The organism is Rhodococcus sp. T2V, from assembly GCF_029269925.1.
GTDB lineage: Bacteria > Actinomycetota > Actinomycetes > Mycobacteriales > Mycobacteriaceae > Rhodococcus_F > Rhodococcus_F koreensis.
Window position 1 is genome coordinate 17,178 of the sequence record NZ_JARJBD010000009.1, and the last position, 17,576, is coordinate 34,753.

Sequence of the window (17,576 nt, forward strand, 5' to 3'; positions counted from 1 at the left end):
GGGAACAATGTGAGGTCGCCATGGAACGTAAGACGGTTCGTACTGCCGGACTCGTCCTCGGTGTCGTCGCGACGGCACTCGGGACTCTGATGATCGCGCCGGCCACCGCGTCGGCCGTCTCCCTCTCCTGTGTGTCCCCACCGGGCCGGGGTCACACGACGGTCGTCGACCGCACCGCGTGCGGGGCCAACGCCGACACCAGCAGCAATTCGGCGGCCTTCGGCACCGACGGTGTCGGTTTCGCCGACGCGGCCCACGCGGGAGCGGCGCTCGGCGCCGGACTGGGCGGCGGTGTCGGCGCGGCAGAGGCACGCCGCGGCGCCGTCGCGGCGGTCGCGGTCGGGCCCGAGAGCGTCGCCATCGGAACGGTCGACAGCGTCGGCCCGGCGCTGGTGCTGAGCGGTCCCGGTGGGCAGGCGCTCGTCGCGGATCCGGCCAAAGGCGTGGTGTGCGCGGCCGGTCCCTCGCTGGCCATCAATTTCCTTGCAGGTCAAGCATGTCTGAGCGACGGCACAACTGTGTGGCGGCTTCCCTGAACGGCACCCCGGTCCGCGTCGTATGGTGACGGTAGTCACAATGGGCTGACGCACTGCCGTAGGACTTACGGCAGCGAGATCGGAGGTGGTCGATGACGACCAGCGTTCGAGTTTCCCGGCCCGCGTCCGTGCCACGGACGGAACTGCACGTCGATCCGCGGTTCCTGCCGCTCGCGGACCGGTTCTTCGCGATGTACCGGCAACCTCAGCACGGCGGCGGGGCACTCACCGCGTACTTCCGGGGCGAGAAGGTCCTCGACATCTGGGCGGGCTGGGCAGACCGCGACCGCCGCTGGGACCGTGACACCGTCGCACTGTCGTTCTCGACCGGAAAAGGCGTGGCCAGCACGGTCGTCCACCGGCTCGCCGAACGCCGGCTGATCGACTACGACGCGCCCGTGGCGCGCTACTGGCCCGAATTCGGTGCGGCAGGCAAAGCCGACATCACCGTCCGCGACGTCCTCACCCACCGGGCCGGACTGCACAAGGTCCGGGGGCTGATGCGGAGCCCGCTCGATCTCCTCGAATACGACGCCGTCGTGGAGGCCCTCGCGGCGGCCCCGGCGGATCCGCGCAGGCTGCGCGGCCCCGGGTATCACGCCGTCACCTACGGGTGGCTGGTGGCCGAACTGATCGCCCGCGTCGCCGGAAAACCGTTCGTCCAGGTCGTGCAGGACGAAATCGCGGGACCGCTCGGTGTCGACGACTTCTGGTATCAGGTTCCCGGACAGCACCGTCCACGGATCGCGAAGCTGTTCCCGCACATCAACCCGGCCGGCCTCAACTGGGAGCTCACCTCGAACGTGCTCTCGCTCGTCGGCCCTACCCGCGGGCTGGCCGAGGCGGCGATGCCGCAGGGATTCGACGTGCTGGTACGGAACCCGGCGGTGCACGACGCGGTGATGCCCGGCTGGAACGGCGTGTTCAGTGCGCGGGCGCTCGCGCGGATGTACGGCGCCATCGCGAACGGGGGCAGGCTGGACGGACGCCGGTTCCTGCGCAAGTCGACCATCGCGCGGATGTCGGAGGTGCAGACCCGCGACCGCGACTACGTCCTCGGTATCCGGCCGCTGTGGTCGCTCGGCTACCACCGGCCGATCCTCGCGTCCCGGGAACAACCACGGAACGCGATCGGGCACTACGGGGTCGGCGGGTCCGGCGCCTACGCGGACCTCGACAGCGGACTGTCGCTGGGGTTCGTCACCAACCGCCTCGGCAGTTCCCTCACGGCTCTCGGTGATCTTCGTCTGGCCCGGCTCGGTGTCGAGGCACAGGCGATCGTCCGGAACGGCAAGTAACCCACGAAAGGAAACCCGATGAGTGATCACGTGTACCGAGTTGTCGAGGTCGTCGGTTCGTCGAGCGACGGCACCGATCAGGCCATCAAGAACGCGATCGCGCGGACCAACGACACCGTGCGGAACGTCGAGTGGTTCGAGGTCGTCGAGACCAGGGGCCACGTCGAGAACGGCGCCATCGCGCACTACCAGGTCACGGTGAAGGTCGGATTCCGGGTAGAGCCGGGCGACACGGTCTGACCTCGCGCACGGTTCTCGCACAAAAGTGGAACACGTTATAGTCTGGGGTCACATCTCGACTTCGGACTGCGCGTACTCAGGTAGGGGAGAACCGTGGCATATGTGATCACGCAGCCGTGCTGCAACGACGCGTCGTGCGTCGACGTCTGTCCGGTCAACTGCATCCATCCCACACCGGACGAGAAGCCGTTCGCGAGCACGGAAATGCTGTACATCGACCCGGACACCTGCATCGACTGCGGGGCCTGCGTCGAGGAATGCCCGGTGGAGGCCATCTACGCGGAGAACGACCTCGACGAGGTCGACGAGCCGTACCTCGACATCAACGCGCAGTACTACACCAAGCACCCGATCGGCCCCGACTGGCCCGAGCCGCTGAAGCTGCCGCAGATCGACGCAGCCCTCGGCACGCTCCACGTCGCGGTCGTCGGGTCGGGTCCGGCCGCCTGCTACGCCGCGATGGAACTGACCGCGAAGCCCCGCGTCGAGATCGACATCTTCGACCGTCTGCCCACCCCGTACGGGCTGGTGCGCGCAGGCGTGGCCCCGGATCATCCGGGCACCAAGGGCGTCACGGACCAGTTCCGTTCGGTGGTCGGCAAGCGGACGGTGCACTGCCACTTCAACGTGAACGTGGGCACGGACGTGACCCACGAGGAACTGCTCGCGCACCACCACGCCGTCATCTACGCGGTCGGCGCGGCAGGCGACCGCGAACTGGGCATTCCCGGCGAGAATCTCGCCGGCAGCCACGCCGCCACCGAGTTCGTGGCCTGGTACAACGGGCACCCCGACTACGCCGACCGCACGTTCGACCTGTCTGGGGAGCGGGCCGTCATCGTCGGTAACGGCAACGTGGCACTCGACGTGGCCCGCATCCTCGTCACCGACCCGGAGATCCTGGCCACGACGGATCTCGCCGACCACGCCCTCGAGGCGCTGCGGGCGAGCAACATCCGCGAGGTCGTCATCCTCGGCCGCCGGGGCCCCGCCCAGGCCGCCTACACCAACCCCGAACTCCTGGCGCTCGGGCGCATGCCGAACGTGGACATCGTCGTCGACCCGGAGGAAGCGGTGCTGGACCCGGCGAGCCGAGCATTCGTCGACGGCGACGACGCGGAGCCGTGGCAGCGCCACAAGGTGCGCCAGGTCGAGGAGTTCGCCCGGCGCACCGCCGATCCGGCCAAGAAGCGGATCGTGCTGCGCTTCCTGACCTCGCCCGTGGAAATTCTGGGCACCGACGCCGTCGAATCGGTGCGCATCGCGAAGAACGAGATGGTCGCGGACGCGTCCGGCAGGCTCAGCGCCAAACCGTCCGACCACACCTCGACGCTGGACACCGGCCTGGTGCTGCGCTCGATCGGCTACCGCGGGCAGCCGGTGGCCGGCATCCCGTTCGACGACCGGCGCGGCGTCATCCCCAACGAGAACGGGCGGGTGATCGATCCGGAGACCGGTGCGCCGGTACCCGGCGTATACGTCGCGGGGTGGATCAAGCGCGGGCCGACGGGCGTGATCGGCACCAACAAGTACTGCTCCGCGGAGACGGTCAGGATGCTCATCGACGACTTCTCCGCCGGGCGGCTCGACGCACCCGCCGACCGTGAAGGTCTCGACCGGCTGATCGCCGAGCGTGTCCCGGACGCCGTCGACTTCCAAGGCTGGCAGCGGATCGACAAGACCGAGCGCGCCGCGGGCAAAGCGGCGGGCCGCACCCGTACGAAGCTGATCACCATCGAGAGCATGCTCGCCGCCGCCCGCGCCGAGACCTGATCGTGAGCGCTTCTTGACCACTCGGTGACACCGACTGCCCGCAGGCCCCGGAGCGGCAACGATTGCGGGCAAATTGCTCGCGGCCGGATGATGTGTGTTAATGGCAGTGCGCGATTGATAGGTCCGTCGGGGACGCGCGTTGTACACGTCGTCGAACGAGAGTGGTCATATGGGCAAGTCAGGAATCTGGTCGTCACGCGTCGCTGTCGCACTGACCGGGGCGGTCGTCTCCGGAACTGCGCTGGTCGGGGCCGCGCAGGCCGCGCCGCTCTTTCCCGGTGGACCGGAGATTCCGAGTCTTCCCACCCTGCCCGGTCTGCCCGGCGCGCCGCAGCTCCCGCTGCCCGAACCGGCGCCGGCGCCCGCGAACTTCTCGGCGCCGTCCCTCAACCCGGGTGCGGGCGAGGTCGTGGGTGTCGCGCAACCGGTGATCATCCGCTTCAACGAGGCCATCGGCGACCGCGCCGCCGCCGAGAAGGCCATCAAGGTCACCCCCAGCCAGCCGGTCGAGGGCGGCTTCTACTGGATCAACGACAGCCAGGTGCGCTGGAAGCCCACCGAGTTCTGGCCCGCGAACACCGAGGTCACCGTGGACGCCGGCGACGCGCACTCCACGTTCACCATCGGTGACGCGTTCGTCGCGACCGCCGACGACAACACCAAGCAGATCACCGTCACCCGCAACGGCGAGGTGGTCAAGACCATGCCGACGTCGATGGGCAAGGTCGATCACGAGACGCCGAACGGCACGTACATCATCGGCGACAAGTTCCGTGACATGTACATGGACTCCTCCACGTACGGTGTCCCGGTCGACTCCGCCGAGGGCTACCGCACGTACGTCGAGTACGCCACCCGCATGTCGTACAGCGGCATCTTCGTCCACGCCGCGCCGTGGTCGGTGAACGCCCAGGGCAACACGAACGTCAGCCACGGCTGCCTCAACGTCAGCACCGAGGACGCCAAGTGGTTCTACGAGAACTCGAAGAAGGGTGACGCCGTCGTCGTGCAGAACACCGCGGGCGGCACGCTGAGCGGCTCCGACGGTCTCGGCGACTGGAACCGCTGACCTGATCCGAACCCGCATTCTCCCGTAGCCCGCACAGTTCAATGTGCGGGCTACGGCAATTCACCGGCTATTCGTCATCGGTCGTCAGACTGCCGAAGTGAGATCGAGTCCGGAACGAACCCTGCCGTCGCCGGGAAAGCAGGGATTCCTCGGGCGTCCGTGGCGGGACTACGCGCTGTTCGCGGCGCTGGTGGGCCCCAATCTGGTTCTGCTCGTTCTGTTCACCTACCGCCCGCTGGTCGACAACATCCGGCTGTCGTTCTTCGACTGGAACATCGCCGATCCTGCCGCCACGTTCGTCGGCCTGGGCAACTACCGCGAGTGGTGGGGCCGCCCCGATACCTGGCAGATCGTCGGCAATACCGTCGTGTTCACGGCCGCGACCGTGGTGGGATCGATGGTCGCCGGTCTCGCGCTCGCCGTGCTGCTGGACCGTAAGCTGCACGGGCGCAATCTTGTTCGCTCGGCGATCTTCGCGCCGTTCGTCATCTCGGGCGCCGCGATCGGGGTGGCGTTCCAGTTCGTGTTCGATCCCCGGTTCGGGCTGATCCAGGACCTCCTGCACCGCGTCGGGGTCGACTCCGTGCCCGATTTCTACCAGGATCCGCACTGGGCGCTGGTCATGGTCACGGTCACCTACATGTGGAAGAACCTCGGCTACACGTTCGTGATCTACCTTGCGGCACTGCAGGGTACACGACGCGAACTGGCGGAGGCCGCGGAGATCGACGGGGCGAGCGGATGGACGACGTTCCGCCGCGTCGTTCTCCCGCAGTTGCGTCCGACCACCTACTTCCTCTCGATCACGGTGATGCTGGGCTCGCTTCAGGTGTTCGACATCATCAACGTGATGACCAGGGGCGGCCCGCTCGGCACCGGCACCACCACGATGGTCTACCAGGTCTACAACGAGTCGTTCCGCAACTTCCGGGCCGGGTACGGCGCCACCGTCGCCACGATCATGTTCCTGGTGCTGCTCGGAATCACCGTCTACCAGGTGCGGATCATGGATCGCGGGGACGGCCGGTGACCGCGGGAGCCGTGCGTGAGCGGCGCAGCGCGGAGGCGCCGCCGGCGGCGGACGCGACCCGCGATCATCGCAGGCGGGAAGCGCTCGTGACGGCGCTGGGCTACGCCGCGATGGTGGCCGTGCTGGTGACGGTGGCGCTGCCGCTGTACTGGATCATGATGACGTCGTTCAAGGATCGCCCCGACATCTACACCCTTCCGGTCACGTGGTGGCCCGGGACCTTTCATCCCGAGAACTACTCGGAGGCCACCACGTCGGTGCCCTTCCGGACGTTCCTGCGCAACTCGCTGATCATCACCGGAGTGCTGTCCGCCGTGAAATTCACCCTCGGCGTCCTCAGCGCCTACGGACTGGTGTTCCTGCGATTCCCGGGCAAGAACGTCGTGTTCCTGGGCATCATCGCCGCGTTGATGGTGCCCAACCAGATCACCGTCATCTCCAACTACGCACTCGTCGCCGAATGGGGTTGGCGGAACAGTTTCCACGGCATCATCGTTCCGCTCGCGGGCGTCGCGTTCGGAACGTTCCTGATGCGCAACCACTTCCTGTCGATACCCACCGAGATCATCGAGGCCGCCCGGATGGACGGCGCCGGCCACTTCCGATTGCTGGGGCGCGTGGTCCTGCCGGTGTCCGGCCCCACCATGGTGGCGTTCGCGATCATCACCGTCGTCACCGAATGGAACGAATACCTGTGGCCGTTCCTGATGGCCGACGACGCATCCGTCGCGCCGCTGCCGATCGGGCTGACCCAGCTGCAGAACAACGACGGGCTCACCGACTGGGGTCCGGTCATGGCGGGGACGGTGCTCACGATGCTGCCGATCCTCGCGGTTTTCCTTGTGCTGCAACGGCACATGATCAACGGCCTCACGTCGGGTGCGGTCAAGGGATAGCGGACACGAGGAGAGACATGAATCGGATGAATCGCCGGGGATTCCTCGGGCTCGCGGGCGCGGTGGCAGCCGGCACCGCGCTCACGGCCTGCGCGGGCTCGGGTTCGGGCTCGTCGGCGGCATCCGGGGCGGCGGGAGACCCGAACACCATCACGTTCTGGTCCAACCACCCGGGCAAGTCCCAGGACGTCGAACGTGAACTGATCAACCGTTTCCAGGCGACGCACCCCGGCCTCACCGTCGACCTCGTGGACGCCGGGAAGAACTACGAGGAGGTGTCGCAGAAGTTCAACGCGGCACTGTCGGGCGGCGCACTGCCCGACGTCGTGGTGCTGTCGGACGTGTGGTGGTTCAACTACGCCCTGACCGGTGCCGTCGAACCACTCGACGGGCTGTTCGGCGAGGTCGGGGTCGACACCTCCGACTACGTCGACTCCCTGCTCGCCGACTACCTGTTCCAGGGGAAGCACTACGCCCTCCCGTACGCGCGGTCGACGCCGCTGTTCTACTACAACAAGCAGGTCTGGGCGCAGGCGGGCCTGCCCGACCGCGGTCCCGCCACCTGGCAGGAGTTCGACGAATGGGGTCCCGAACTGCAGCGGGTGATCGGCGGCGGCAAGCTGGCCCACGGCTGGGGCGACGCCAAGAACTACCTCGGCTGGACGTTCGAGGGACCGGTCTGGACGTTCGGCGGGGCGTACTCGGACCAGTGGGACCTGAAGTTCGGCGACGAGAGGACCCTTGCCGCGGGGACCTTCCTGAAGGACATGATCCACACGAAGAAATATGCGGCGGTGTCGAGCGACATCGCCAACGAGTTCGGGGCGGGCATCCTCGCGTCGACGATCGCCTCGACCGGCGACCTGTCGGGGATCACCAAGTCGGCCGCATTCGACTTCGGCACCGCCTTCCTCCCCGCGTCGGGCGCGCCGGGCTGCCCGACCGGCGGCGCGGGCCTCGCGATTCCGGCGCGAATCTCCGACGAGCGGAAGACGAACGCGCTCACGTTCATCGACTTCGTGACCAACGGCGAGAACACCGCGTACTTCTCGCAGAACGTCGGGTACATGCCGGTCCGCAAATCCGCGGTCGAGGACCCGGCCATGAAGGCGTACCTGGACGCGAACCCCAACGCGCGCACCGCCGTCGACCAGCTCGCGAAGACCCGATCGCAGGACTACGCCCGGGTGTTCGTGCCCGGCGGCGACCAGATCATCGGCACCGGACTCGAACAGATCGCGCTGCAGAACGCGGACGTGGCGACGACGTTCGCCGGTGTCGGGGAGCAACTCCAGCAGATCGTCGACCGCCAGATCACCCCCAAACTGCCCCAGTAGGAGGAGAAGGAACATCCATGGCCAACGTGCAGTTCGCGGGTGTCACCCACCGCTATTCCGGAGCCGACCGACCCGCGGTCGATCGGCTGGACCTCGACATCGAGGACGGCGAGTTCCTCGTCCTCGTGGGTCCGTCCGGGTGCGGCAAGTCGACGAGCCTGCGGATGCTGGCCGGCCTCGAAGCCGTCGAGGCCGGCCGCATCGAGATCGGCGGCGCCGACGTCACCGCGCTGCCGCCCCGGGCGCGGGACGTGGCCATGGTGTTCCAGAGTTACGCGCTGTACCCGAACATGACCGTCGCCGACAACATGGGGTTCGCGCTCCGCAACGCCGGCGTCGGAAAGGCGGAACGCACCGCGCGGGTGCTGGAAGCGGCGCGGATGCTCGAACTCGAACCGCTGCTCGGTCGCAAACCGGCGAAACTGTCCGGCGGGCAACGCCAACGGGTCGCGATGGGCCGCGCCATCGTGCGGCACCCCAAGGTGTTCTGCATGGACGAACCGCTGAGCAACCTCGACGCCACGCTGCGGGTGAGTACCCGCTCGCAGATCGCGGGGCTGCAGCGCAGGCTCGGCACGACCACCGTGTACGTCACCCACGACCAGGTGGAGGCCATGACGATGGGCGACCGGGTGGCGGTCATGCAGGCCGGCCGCCTCCAGCAGGTCGCCCGGCCACGCGATCTGTACGACAACCCGGTCAACACGTTCGTCGCCGGGTTCATCGGCTCCCCGGGCATGAACCTCATGGACACCCCGATCCGGGACGGTGTCGCCGAACTGGGCGACCTGCGTATTCCCGTGCCGCACTCGGCGATCGGGGACGGCTCCGTGATCGTCGGAGTGCGCCCGGAGTCGTGGACGCTGGTCGGGTCGTGGCGCAAGGACTCGTACACCGTCGAGACCGACCTGCTCGAGGAACTCGGTGCCGAGTCGTTCGTGTACGCGTCCGGCACGTCCGGGAAGGTGGTGGTGCGGGTGGACCGCACCCGCACCGTCGCCGCGGGGGAGAGGTTGCACCTGCAGCCGAAGCCCGGCGAGGTGTACTTCTTCTCCGCGGCGACGGGCGACCGTCTGCGGTAGCCGCGCTACCAGATCTTGACGCGCTCGCTGGGATCCAGATACAGGGCGTCACCGGGCTGGACGTCGAACGCGTCGTGGAACGTGTCCAGGTTGCGGATCACGCCGTTGCAGCGGAACTCCGGCGGCGAGTGCGGGTCGACGGCGAGCCGGCGGAGCGCCTCCGCGTCCCGGGCCTTCGTGCGCCACACCTGCGCCCAGCCGAAGAACACCCGCTGGATCCCGGTCAGGCCGTCGAGGACCTCCGGCTCGGACCCGTCCGTCGCGATCCGGTACGCGGCGATGGCGATGGACAGGCCACCGAGGTCGCCGATGTTCTCCCCGATCGTGAACTCGCCGTTCACCGTGTGCCCGGGCAGCGCCTTCGGCTCGAACGCGTTGTACTGCTCGATCAGCGCCTTCGTGCGCTTGCCGAATTCGGTCCGGTCGTCGTCGGTCCACCAGTCGATCATGTTGCCGTCGCCGTCGTACTTGGCGCCCTGATCGTCGAAGCCGTGGCCGATCTCGTGACCGATGACGGCACCGATCCCGCCGTAGTTGGCGGCGTCGTCGGCCGCGGCGTCGAAGAACGGCGGCTGCAGAATGGCTGCGGGGAAGACGATTTCGTTCATACCCGGGTTGTAGTAGGCGTTGACCGTCTGCGGTGTCATGAACCACTCGTCGCGGTCGACCGGGCCGCCGAGCTTCGCGAGATCGCGGTCGTACTCCGCCGCGTAGCCGCTGCGGTAGTTGCCGACCAGGTCGTCGCGGGAGATGGTGACGGCCGAGTAGTCGCGCCACTTGTCGGGGTACCCGATCTTCGGCGTGAACTTCTCCAGCTTGCGCAGCGCCGCCTGCCGGGTCTCCGGGCTCATCCAGTCCAGGTCGGTGATGTTGCGCCGGTACGCCTCCTGCAGATTCGCGACGAGTTCCTGCATGCGGGCCTTCGCGTCCGCCGGGAAGTGCCGCTCGACGTACAGCTTCCCGACCGCCTCGCCCAGCAGATCCTGGACCAGGGACACGCCGCGCTTCCAGCGCTCACGAATCTCCTCGGCGCCGGTCAGCGTCTTCCCGTAGAACGCGAAATTCTCCTCGACCAGCGCCTCGGTGAGATACGGGGCGCGGGAGCGGATGACGTTCCACGTCGCCCACGCCTTCCAGTCGTCGAGGTCCTCGGACGTCCACAGCCCGGTCAGGGTGGTGAGGTAGTCGGGCTGGCGGACCACGATCTCGGCGAACTGCTCCGACGTGCCCCCGAGCGCGCCGATCCACGAAGACCAGTCCAACCCGGCAGGCAGCTGATCGAGGGTGAGCAGGTTGTAGCTCAGCTCGGCGTCGCGACGCTTCACGACGTCCCAATGGCCTGCCGCGATCTTCGTTTCCAGGTCGAACACCCGCTGCGCGTCGTAGTCGACACCGGCCAGGGCGAACATCTTCGCGATGTGTTCCACGTACGCGGTGCGGATCTCCGCGTGATCGTCCTGGCGGTAATACGACTCGTCGGGCAGCCCGATGCCGGCCTGACTGAAATGGACGAGGTAGCGCGCGGAGTTCTTGGCGTCCGTGTCGACGTAGTGACCGACGGCGCCGCCGACCCCCGTGCGCTGCAGGCGGCCAATGACGGCGGCGAGGGCGGAGCGGTCGGCGGCCGAGGCCACGTCGGCGAGCTCGCCGGCGATCGGAGCGAGCCCCGCCGCCTCCACGACTTCCGCGTCCATGAAGCTGCCGTACAGATCGCCGATGCGCTGCGCGTCGGTCCCCGGTGTCGCGCCGGAGCCCGCCGCCTCCTCGATGATGTTCTGGACGTCGACCTCGGCCTTGTCGTACAACGTGCGGAACGCGCCGTCGATCGCCCGGTCCGCGGGAATCTCGTAGTCGTCGATCCACTTGCCGTTCACGTGGACGAACAGGTCGTCCTGGGCGCGGGTGTCGCTGTCGAGGTGGGTGAGGTCGATGCCGGAGCGCTGAGCCGTGGTCATGCGTTCCATCCTTACACCGTTCCGCGCCGACAGGTCCACCACTGCGCTCAGGGCGAAACACAGGACCGGAGAGCGGTCAGACGTCGATACCGAGGTTGATTGCCGCGAGGTAGCCGTCCGACTGCGTGGCGACGGTCAGCAGGCCGGCGTCGTCGTAGATGCCGTCCGTGGCGTTGGTCACGTTGTTTTCGCGGCCGGTGTGATCGGAGTACGGCGCCGTCGCGTACACCTCGTCGAGCAGGGCCTCGTCGAAGAACAGCTGGGTGGTGAGCACCGTCTTCTTGTCGATGTGCACCTTGAGGTGGATGTGGGTGGTCCGGCCGGTGTACCAGCCGGGGAAGACGGTCGTGAACTGGGCGATGCCGTTCGCGTCCGTCGTCTGGGCGCCGCGCAGGTAGGTGCCGTCGTCCGTGGTGGTGGCCTCGCTGTCGCCGACGCTGTAGGACCCGTCGGACGTCTCACCCGAACCGCCGGACATGTCGCCGCCGGGACCGCCTTGGCCCGCACCACCCGGGCCACCCGGACCTCCGGCCGGAGGCTGGCCACCGTCGCCGGGCCCGCCTGCCGGCGGTGCTCCGGCGGGCGCGCCGTTACCGCCGAGGTCGGCGGCCTTCGAACCCGACTCGAAGCCGGAGTACACGCCGCCCGCGTCGCAATGCCAGATCTCCACGACGGCGTTGTTCACCACCGCGGCGGAGCCGTCCGCGGAACAGTTCTTCAGGTCCTGCACCCGCAGTGCGAGCTGCAGGTTCGTTCCCGGCCGGTCTTCGCGGATGTCGCTGCGGATGGAGTCGACGTCGAACCAGTACGGTCCCTGCGTCTCCTCGACAGCCATCACGCACTGCGGCGCCTGGTCGAGCAGGGCCGTCACCGCGTCGGCGCTCGTCGTCGTCGCACTCGACGCGGCCGCGGTCGACGTGGCCGACGCCGACGTGCCGCTGCTCCCGTTCCCGGTGCAGGCGGCGATGAGCCCACCCAGACCCACTGTCCCCCCGACCGCAAATGCGCGGCGGCGGCTGATGCGCAGTCGGCTCTTCTCGACGTCCTTGTTCACTATGGGTACCTCTCCATGATCGGGCTGTGCCTCGATCGTGGCGCACGAACCTGCGCGCGGCGTTCCGCCAGGCTGTGAACTTGCTGGGAACTCAGCCGCCGAGGCGGGCGTGCATCTCCCAGACGAGCACCTCGGCGCCGGAGTGGGAGGAGATCTGCTGGCCACCGGAGGCGCTCAACCGGACGGCGTCGCCCTCGTACAGGGTGCCGACACCCTCCATCTCCGCGGTGCCCCGGGCGACGAACACGTGCAGGAACTGCGCTTCGGGAAGGGTCACCGGTGCGCCGGGGAAGAGTCGCGCGACATGCAGCGCCGCGTGCTTGTTGTTGATCCGGATGGCCGAATTGTCCTTGTATTCCGGCATTCCGGACGCAACGGGCACCAGCCCGCCTTTGAGGATCTCGTCCTCGATCTCGAGTTGTTCGTAGCTCGGCGCGAGTCCGGGTTCGTCGGGTACCACCCACATCTGGACGAAATGCACCGGCTCGTGGTGCTGCTCGCCGGCGAGGCGCCAGCTGTCGTTCTTCTCGGAATGCATGATGCCCTTGCCTGCGCTCATGCGTTGCGCAAGGCCGGGATAGATGATGCCGGAGTGGCCGATCGAGTCCTGGTGGACGAGCGAGCCGCGCAGCACCCAGGTGACGATCTCCATGTCCTTGTGTGGATGGGTGTCGAATCCCTGACCGGGGAGCACCGTGTCGTCGTTGTTGACGAGGAGCAGTCCGTGGTGCGTGTTGTCGGGGTCGTAGTGCTGGCCGAAGGAGAACGAGTGCTTCGAATCCAACCAGGAAATCTTGGTTTTCAGCCGATCGCCGGCGCGATGAACGTAGATGTGAGGTGTGGTGACTGCTGGCATATCGGTCCTCCTTCGGGCGGTACCGGTCCAGAGTACGAGGTGCCGGCTGCGGGTACTCGCGAGACGGTGTCGATTGTGCATCGAATTCATCGCCTGCTCGTCGCGGTGGAGGTGCTCGCGTCGAACCCGAAATGGCGTTGCGCAGTGCGGCATTGGGGGATTTGAAGCCTGTAAGATGCTGTTCGGCAACGGGTTTCGCCGGTGGTCCGAAATTTGTGAAAGACGGCCGTCCAGTTCGTACCGCCACGAATGCCCGCTTCCGCCGGGCCCGCGGCGTACAGTTCGAATTGTGCGCCCAGGAGTCGCAGGTTGCGGCACGTCGCACCCGGCGGAAGGAGCGTGATGAAGGCGAATCCGGATCGACACGATCAGCTCCCCGAACACCAGCGGATCGCAGACCTCGTCGACGACATGGAAGACCGGCTGGCGGCCGAACGCGAGGCGAAGGGAATCGCAGGCAACGCGTCCGAGCGCGAGCAGGAAGAGAACCCGTGAGTACTTGTTAACGTCGGGCGGTTAACAAGTACTCACAGGTGGTCTACTCGAAGAAGCGGTACACGGCCTCGACGACTACTGCGGGACGCTCGCTGCCCTCGAGTTCGATCTGACCGGCGACGGTTACCTGGACGCCGCCCTTGGGCAGTTCCTCGACGGACTGCAGCGTCGCGCTGAGCCGGACGCGTCCTTCGGCGGGCACGGGGCTGGTGAACCGGACCTTGTTCAGCCCGTAGTTGACGGCCATGGTCACGCTGTCGACGGTCAGGATCTCGTCCCACATGGGGATGATCAGCGACAACGTGAGGTACCCGTGGGCGATGGGTCCGCCGAACGGGCTCTCGGCCCGGGCGCGTTCGGGGTCGACGTGGATCCACTGGTGGTCGTCGGTGGCGTCGGCGAACGTGTCGATCCGCTGCTGCGGGATGTCGATCCACGAGCTGGTGCCCAGCGACGTGCCCTCGAGTGCGGCGAGGTCGGCGAGGGTGGCGACCCGGGTGGTGGTGGCGGTGGTGCTCATGTCAGGGCTCCTAGTCTTTGATACCGAGAACACGCAGGGCGTTCTGTTTGAAGATCAGCGGCGCGACCTCCGGCTTGATGTCGAGGTTCTCGAAGTCGGTGATCCAGCGGTCGACCTGGATGACGGGGAAGTCGGACCCGAACAGCACCTTGCCGCGGAGCATGCTGTTGGCGGCCGTGACCAGCTGCGGCGGGAAGTACTTCGGCGACCATCCGGACAGGTCGATGAAGACGTTCGCCTTGTGGGTGGCGATGGAGATCTGCGCGTCGACCCACGGCACCGACGGGTGGGCCATGATCACGGTGAGGTCGGGGAAGTCGGCGGCGACGTCGTCGAGGAGCATCGGGTCGGAGTAGCGCAGTTTGATGCCGTGTCCGCCGGGCAGGCCGGCGCCGATGCCGGTCTGGCCGGTGTGGAACAGGGCGGGGACCCCGGCCTCGGTGATGGCGTCGTAGAGCGGGTAGAACCGGCGGTCGTTCGGCTCGAATCCCTGCATGCTGGGGTGGAATTTGAAGCCCTTGACGCCGAAGTCGTCGACGAGGCGGTGGACGCGGCGGACGGCGGCCTTGCCCTGCCATGGGTCGACGGAGCCGAACGGGATGAGGATGTCGTTGTGGCGGGCGGCGCCCTCGGCGATCTCCTCGACGGAGTTCGCGGCGTGTCCGCTGGCGGAGGCGGCGTCGACGGTGAACACGACCGCCGCCATGTTGCGGGCCCGGTAGTGGTCGGCGATCGCGTCGATGGACGGGGTGCGTTCCTCGCCGGACTTGAAGTACTTCTCGGACGCGGCCATCAGTTCGTCGTCGAGGGACCGGTGTCCGCAGCCGTCGATCTCGACGTGGGTGTGGATGTCGATGGCATCGATCGTGTCGAAGTCGATGCCGTACTCGTAGCGGCTCACTTCGCCATCAACTCCTCGGGGAACTCCTCGCCGACGGACTGGACGGACTCGCCGAACGTCCGAGCCCACCGGGCCGCGATGTCGTCGGCCGACCAGCCGCCGTCGTGGTACTCGACGGCGGTGAGTTCGGGGTGCGACCACAGTGCGAGCCGGTCGCCACCGACGGCGAACGCCTGTCCGGTGATGTCGGCTGCGGCGTCGGAGGCGAGGAACGAGATGATGCCCGCGGCGTCGTCGGGGGTGCCCATCCCCACCTCGCGGCGGATGATGTCGGGCAGCGGTTCGCCGTTCTTCATGCCCTCGATGTAGGGGGCGAGGAACGGGACGGTCTCGGTCATCGCGGTCGCGGCGACGGGGCAGACGGCGTTGGCGGTGATGCCGGCGCGCCGGAGTTCGAGCGCCCAGGTGCGGACCATGCCGACGATGCCGGACTTGGCGGCCGAGTAGTTGGTCTGCCCGAAGTTGCCGCGCTGGCCGGCGGGGGAGCCGATGCAGACGATGCGACCACCGTCGCCCTGTTCGCGGAAGCGCAGGACGGCCTCGCGGACGCAGGTGAACGTGCCGCGCAGATGCACGCCGACGACGGCGTCGAAGTCGTCGTCGGTCATCTTCCACAGCACCTTGTCGCGGAGGATGCCGGCGTTGGTGACCATGACGTCGAGCCGGCCGAACGCGTCGACCGCGCCCGTGACGAGGGCCCGGGCGGTCTCGGTGCTGCCGACCGGGGCGACGACGGCGACGGCGCGGCCGCCCGCGGCGGTGATCTCGGCGACGGCGGCGTCGGCGGTGGCCTGGTTGACGTCGTTGATCACGACCGCGGCGCCGTGGCGGGCCAGGTCCTTGGCGTAGGCGAGCCCGAGGCCCTGTCCGCTGCCGGTGACGACGGCGACTTTGTCGGTGAGGTCCATGTCTGATTCTCCTGAGATCGTGTTCGCTGAATCACACGTAATCATTGATGATTGAGAAAGTCAATTATTAAGATCTGCTACTCTAGCGACACTCATCGGAAGGGGGTCGTCGCATGGCAGAGGCGCAGGCGTTATCGGACGACATCGGGTTCCTGCTCTCCCGCGTCGGCGGAATGGTGCTGGGCTCGGTGAACAAGGCCCTCGTTCCCACCGGGCTGCGGGTGCGGTCCTACTCGGTCCTGGTGCTCGCGTGCGAACAGGCCGAGGGCGTCAACCAGCGCGGGGTGGCCGCCACCATGGGCCTCGACCCCAGCCAGATCGTGGGGCTCGTCGACGAACTCGAGGAACGCGGACTCGTCGTGCGCACCCTCGATCCCTCCGACCGCCGCAACAAACTGATCGCCGCGACCGACGAGGGCAGGCGGCTCCGCGACGACGCCAAGGCCCGGGTCGACGCCGCCCACGGACGCTATTTCGAGGGCATCCCCGAATCGGTCGTGAATCAGATGCGGGACACGTTGCAGAGCATCGCCTTTCCCACACTTCCCGAGTAGGCCACGATGACCGACCTGCTCGCCCCGGCCCCGCCCGGCGAGGTGCGTCTCACGGCGTTCGTGGTGGACTGACCGGCCGTGGAAATCCGCTGGATGAAGTCGTTCGTGGCGGTCGCCGAGGAACTCAACTACGGCCGGGCCGCCGAGGTGCTGCACATCGCGCAACCGGCGGTGAGTCAGCAGGTGCAGCAACTCGAGAAGCGTCTCGGTGTGAAACTGTTCGACCGCACCACGCGCTCGGTGCGGCTCACCGCGGCGGGCGAGCGCTTCCTGCAGCCGTGCAAGGACGCGCTCGCTGGCATCGACCGCGCCGTCGATGCCGCGGTGATCGCGGATCCGAAGGTCGAGGGCCGCGTCCGGGTCGGCTTCAGCGGGGCCTATGGACAGACCGAATTGTCCTCTCTGGCAAGGTCGGTGCGCCGACGGTACCCCCTGATCGACCTCGTTCTCGAGGGGGCGACGGTGAGCGGGCAGATCCTCGACGAGATCTGGGAGGGGCAACTGGACCTCGGGATCGTGTCGGATGCGGTCTCGCACCCCCACGTGCTCACGCGGCAGATCTCGGTGGAGTACCTCAGTGCGCTGCTCCCGAGCGATCATACACTCGCCGAACGGAAGTCGATCGATCTCGCGGAACTGCGCGAGGAGGCGTTCGTCGCGAATCCCGCCGCCACCGGATCCACGCTCCGCCGGGATCTGCTCGCCGCGTGCCGGGATGCCGGGTTCACCCCGAACATCGTGCAGGAGACCACCGACGGCATCGTCCTGACCGCCCTCGTCGCGGCGGGGGTCGGCGTCGCGCTCGTGCCCGGTGACGTGCAGACGTATCCCAACCGGGTGGTGCTGATTCCCCTCGACGCCGGGCGATTCGAAGTGCGGGCGGCGCTGGCCTGGTCGGACCGTCCCGTGTCGCCCGTCGTGCAGACGGTTCTCGACCTCGCCGCCGAGGTGCTGCCGACGCCGGGCGCCGTCTCCGACGAGTAATAAAGATCGGTTATCAATCACTGCCGATACTGCTCTTGGACGGTGATCGGTTTCTTTGGCAGAGTCTCCCTCGGCGGCAACGGATGTG

Annotated in this window: 18 protein-coding genes; 12 read left to right on the top strand and 6 right to left on the bottom strand. The window is 67.6% G+C overall.

The genetic code is table 11. The features are described from left to right. Positions 1–20 precede the first annotated feature (20 nt). From P3H15_RS10390 to P3H15_RS10430, 9 genes are all read left to right on the top strand, one after another. The gene (locus tag P3H15_RS10390) at positions 21–536 is read left to right on the top strand and encodes a DUF6764 family protein (protein WP_095863434.1); all 516 of its coding nucleotides are present in this window, start codon (positions 21–23) and stop codon (positions 534–536) included. A gap of 92 nt (positions 537–628) precedes the next feature. Next, a complete protein-coding gene (locus tag P3H15_RS10395) occupies positions 629–1,834 on the top strand; it encodes a serine hydrolase (protein ID WP_276137157.1) in 1,206 nt (401 codons plus the stop codon). Positions 1,835–1,852: 18 nt separating this feature from the next. After that, a complete protein-coding gene (locus P3H15_RS10400) occupies positions 1,853–2,074 on the top strand; it encodes a dodecin (protein WP_276137158.1) in 222 nt (73 codons plus the stop codon). Positions 2,075–2,167: 93 nt separating this feature from the next. After that, entirely contained in the window at positions 2,168–3,847 is a 1,680-nt protein-coding gene (locus P3H15_RS10405) for an FAD-dependent oxidoreductase (protein WP_276137159.1), read from the top strand. A 169-nt stretch (positions 3,848–4,016) separates the two neighbouring features. Then, the gene (locus tag P3H15_RS10410; protein WP_276137160.1) at positions 4,017–4,916 is read left to right on the top strand and encodes an Ig-like domain-containing protein; all 900 of its coding nucleotides are present in this window, start codon (positions 4,017–4,019) and stop codon (positions 4,914–4,916) included. A gap of 121 nt (positions 4,917–5,037) precedes the next feature. Then, the gene (locus tag P3H15_RS10415) at positions 5,038–5,946 is read left to right on the top strand and encodes a carbohydrate ABC transporter permease (protein ID WP_276137289.1); all 909 of its coding nucleotides are present in this window, start codon (positions 5,038–5,040) and stop codon (positions 5,944–5,946) included. Further along, positions 5,943–6,842 carry a carbohydrate ABC transporter permease gene (locus P3H15_RS10420; RefSeq protein WP_276137161.1) on the top strand — a complete coding sequence of 300 codons (900 nt, stop codon included), beginning with the start codon at positions 5,943–5,945 and terminating at the stop codon, positions 6,840–6,842. Before P3H15_RS10415 ends, P3H15_RS10420 begins: the two co-directional genes overlap by 4 nt. Before the next feature lie 17 nt (positions 6,843–6,859). After that, positions 6,860–8,179 (top strand): ABC transporter substrate-binding protein, encoded by a 1,320-nt coding sequence (locus P3H15_RS10425; protein WP_276137162.1) that lies wholly within the window; start codon positions 6,860–6,862, stop codon positions 8,177–8,179. A 17-nt stretch (positions 8,180–8,196) separates the two neighbouring features. Further along, complete coding sequence (locus P3H15_RS10430; RefSeq protein WP_276137163.1) at positions 8,197–9,261, top strand: ABC transporter ATP-binding protein; 1,065 nt, start codon at positions 8,197–8,199, stop codon at positions 9,259–9,261. Positions 9,262–9,266: 5 nt separating this feature from the next. On the opposite strand, the gene P3H15_RS10435 is transcribed toward P3H15_RS10430, so the two are convergent. The 3 genes from P3H15_RS10435 to P3H15_RS10445 all read right to left on the bottom strand — a co-directional run bounded on the left by P3H15_RS10435 (position 9,267) and on the right by P3H15_RS10445 (position 13,126). Next, entirely contained in the window at positions 9,267–11,216 is a 1,950-nt protein-coding gene (locus tag P3H15_RS10435) for a M13 family metallopeptidase (RefSeq protein WP_276137164.1), read from the bottom strand. 76 nt (positions 11,217–11,292) lie between these two features. Then, positions 11,293–12,270, bottom strand: coding sequence for an intradiol ring-cleavage dioxygenase (locus tag P3H15_RS10440; protein WP_276137165.1), 978 nt, complete (start codon positions 12,268–12,270; stop codon positions 11,293–11,295). Between the two features lie 91 nt (positions 12,271–12,361). After that, positions 12,362–13,126: a pirin-like bicupin family protein gene (locus tag P3H15_RS10445; RefSeq protein WP_276137166.1), complete on the bottom strand. Its 765-nt coding sequence runs from the start codon at positions 13,124–13,126 to the stop codon at positions 12,362–12,364. Positions 13,127–13,468: 342 nt separating this feature from the next. On the opposite strand from P3H15_RS10445, the gene P3H15_RS10450 reads away from it, so the two are divergent. After that, a complete protein-coding gene (locus P3H15_RS10450) occupies positions 13,469–13,621 on the top strand; it encodes a hypothetical protein (RefSeq protein ID WP_276137167.1) in 153 nt (50 codons plus the stop codon). Positions 13,622–13,664: 43 nt separating this feature from the next. Here P3H15_RS10450 and couM read toward each other — a convergent pair whose 3' ends face one another. Genes couM through couN form a run of 3 tightly spaced genes read right to left on the bottom strand, consistent with a single transcriptional unit; the run spans position 13,665 to position 15,950 of the window. Next, entirely contained in the window at positions 13,665–14,141 is a 477-nt protein-coding gene (gene couM, locus P3H15_RS10455) for a p-hydroxycinnamoyl-CoA hydratase (protein ID WP_276137168.1), read from the bottom strand. A gap of 10 nt (positions 14,142–14,151) precedes the next feature. Continuing rightward, positions 14,152–15,042: a 4-hydroxyphenyl-beta-ketoacyl-CoA hydrolase gene (couO, locus tag P3H15_RS10460; RefSeq protein WP_276137169.1), complete on the bottom strand. Its 891-nt coding sequence runs from the start codon at positions 15,040–15,042 to the stop codon at positions 14,152–14,154. Further along, a complete protein-coding gene (couN, locus tag P3H15_RS10465) occupies positions 15,039–15,950 on the bottom strand; it encodes a 4-hydroxyphenyl-beta-hydroxyacyl-CoA dehydrogenase (protein WP_276137170.1) in 912 nt (303 codons plus the stop codon). Before couN ends, couO begins: the two co-directional genes overlap by 4 nt. Before the next feature lie 113 nt (positions 15,951–16,063). Here couN and couR point away from each other — a divergent pair, with 113 nt between their 5' ends. Together couR and P3H15_RS10475 are read left to right on the top strand one after the other, a co-directional pair. Beyond that, complete coding sequence (couR, locus tag P3H15_RS10470; protein ID WP_276137171.1) at positions 16,064–16,504, top strand: MarR family transcriptional repressor CouR; 441 nt, start codon at positions 16,064–16,066, stop codon at positions 16,502–16,504. Between the two features lie 78 nt (positions 16,505–16,582). After that, on the top strand, positions 16,583–17,488 hold the full coding sequence (locus P3H15_RS10475; protein ID WP_276137172.1) for a LysR family transcriptional regulator: 906 nt from the start codon (positions 16,583–16,585) through the stop codon (positions 17,486–17,488). The last annotated feature ends 88 nt before the right edge of the window (positions 17,489–17,576 follow it).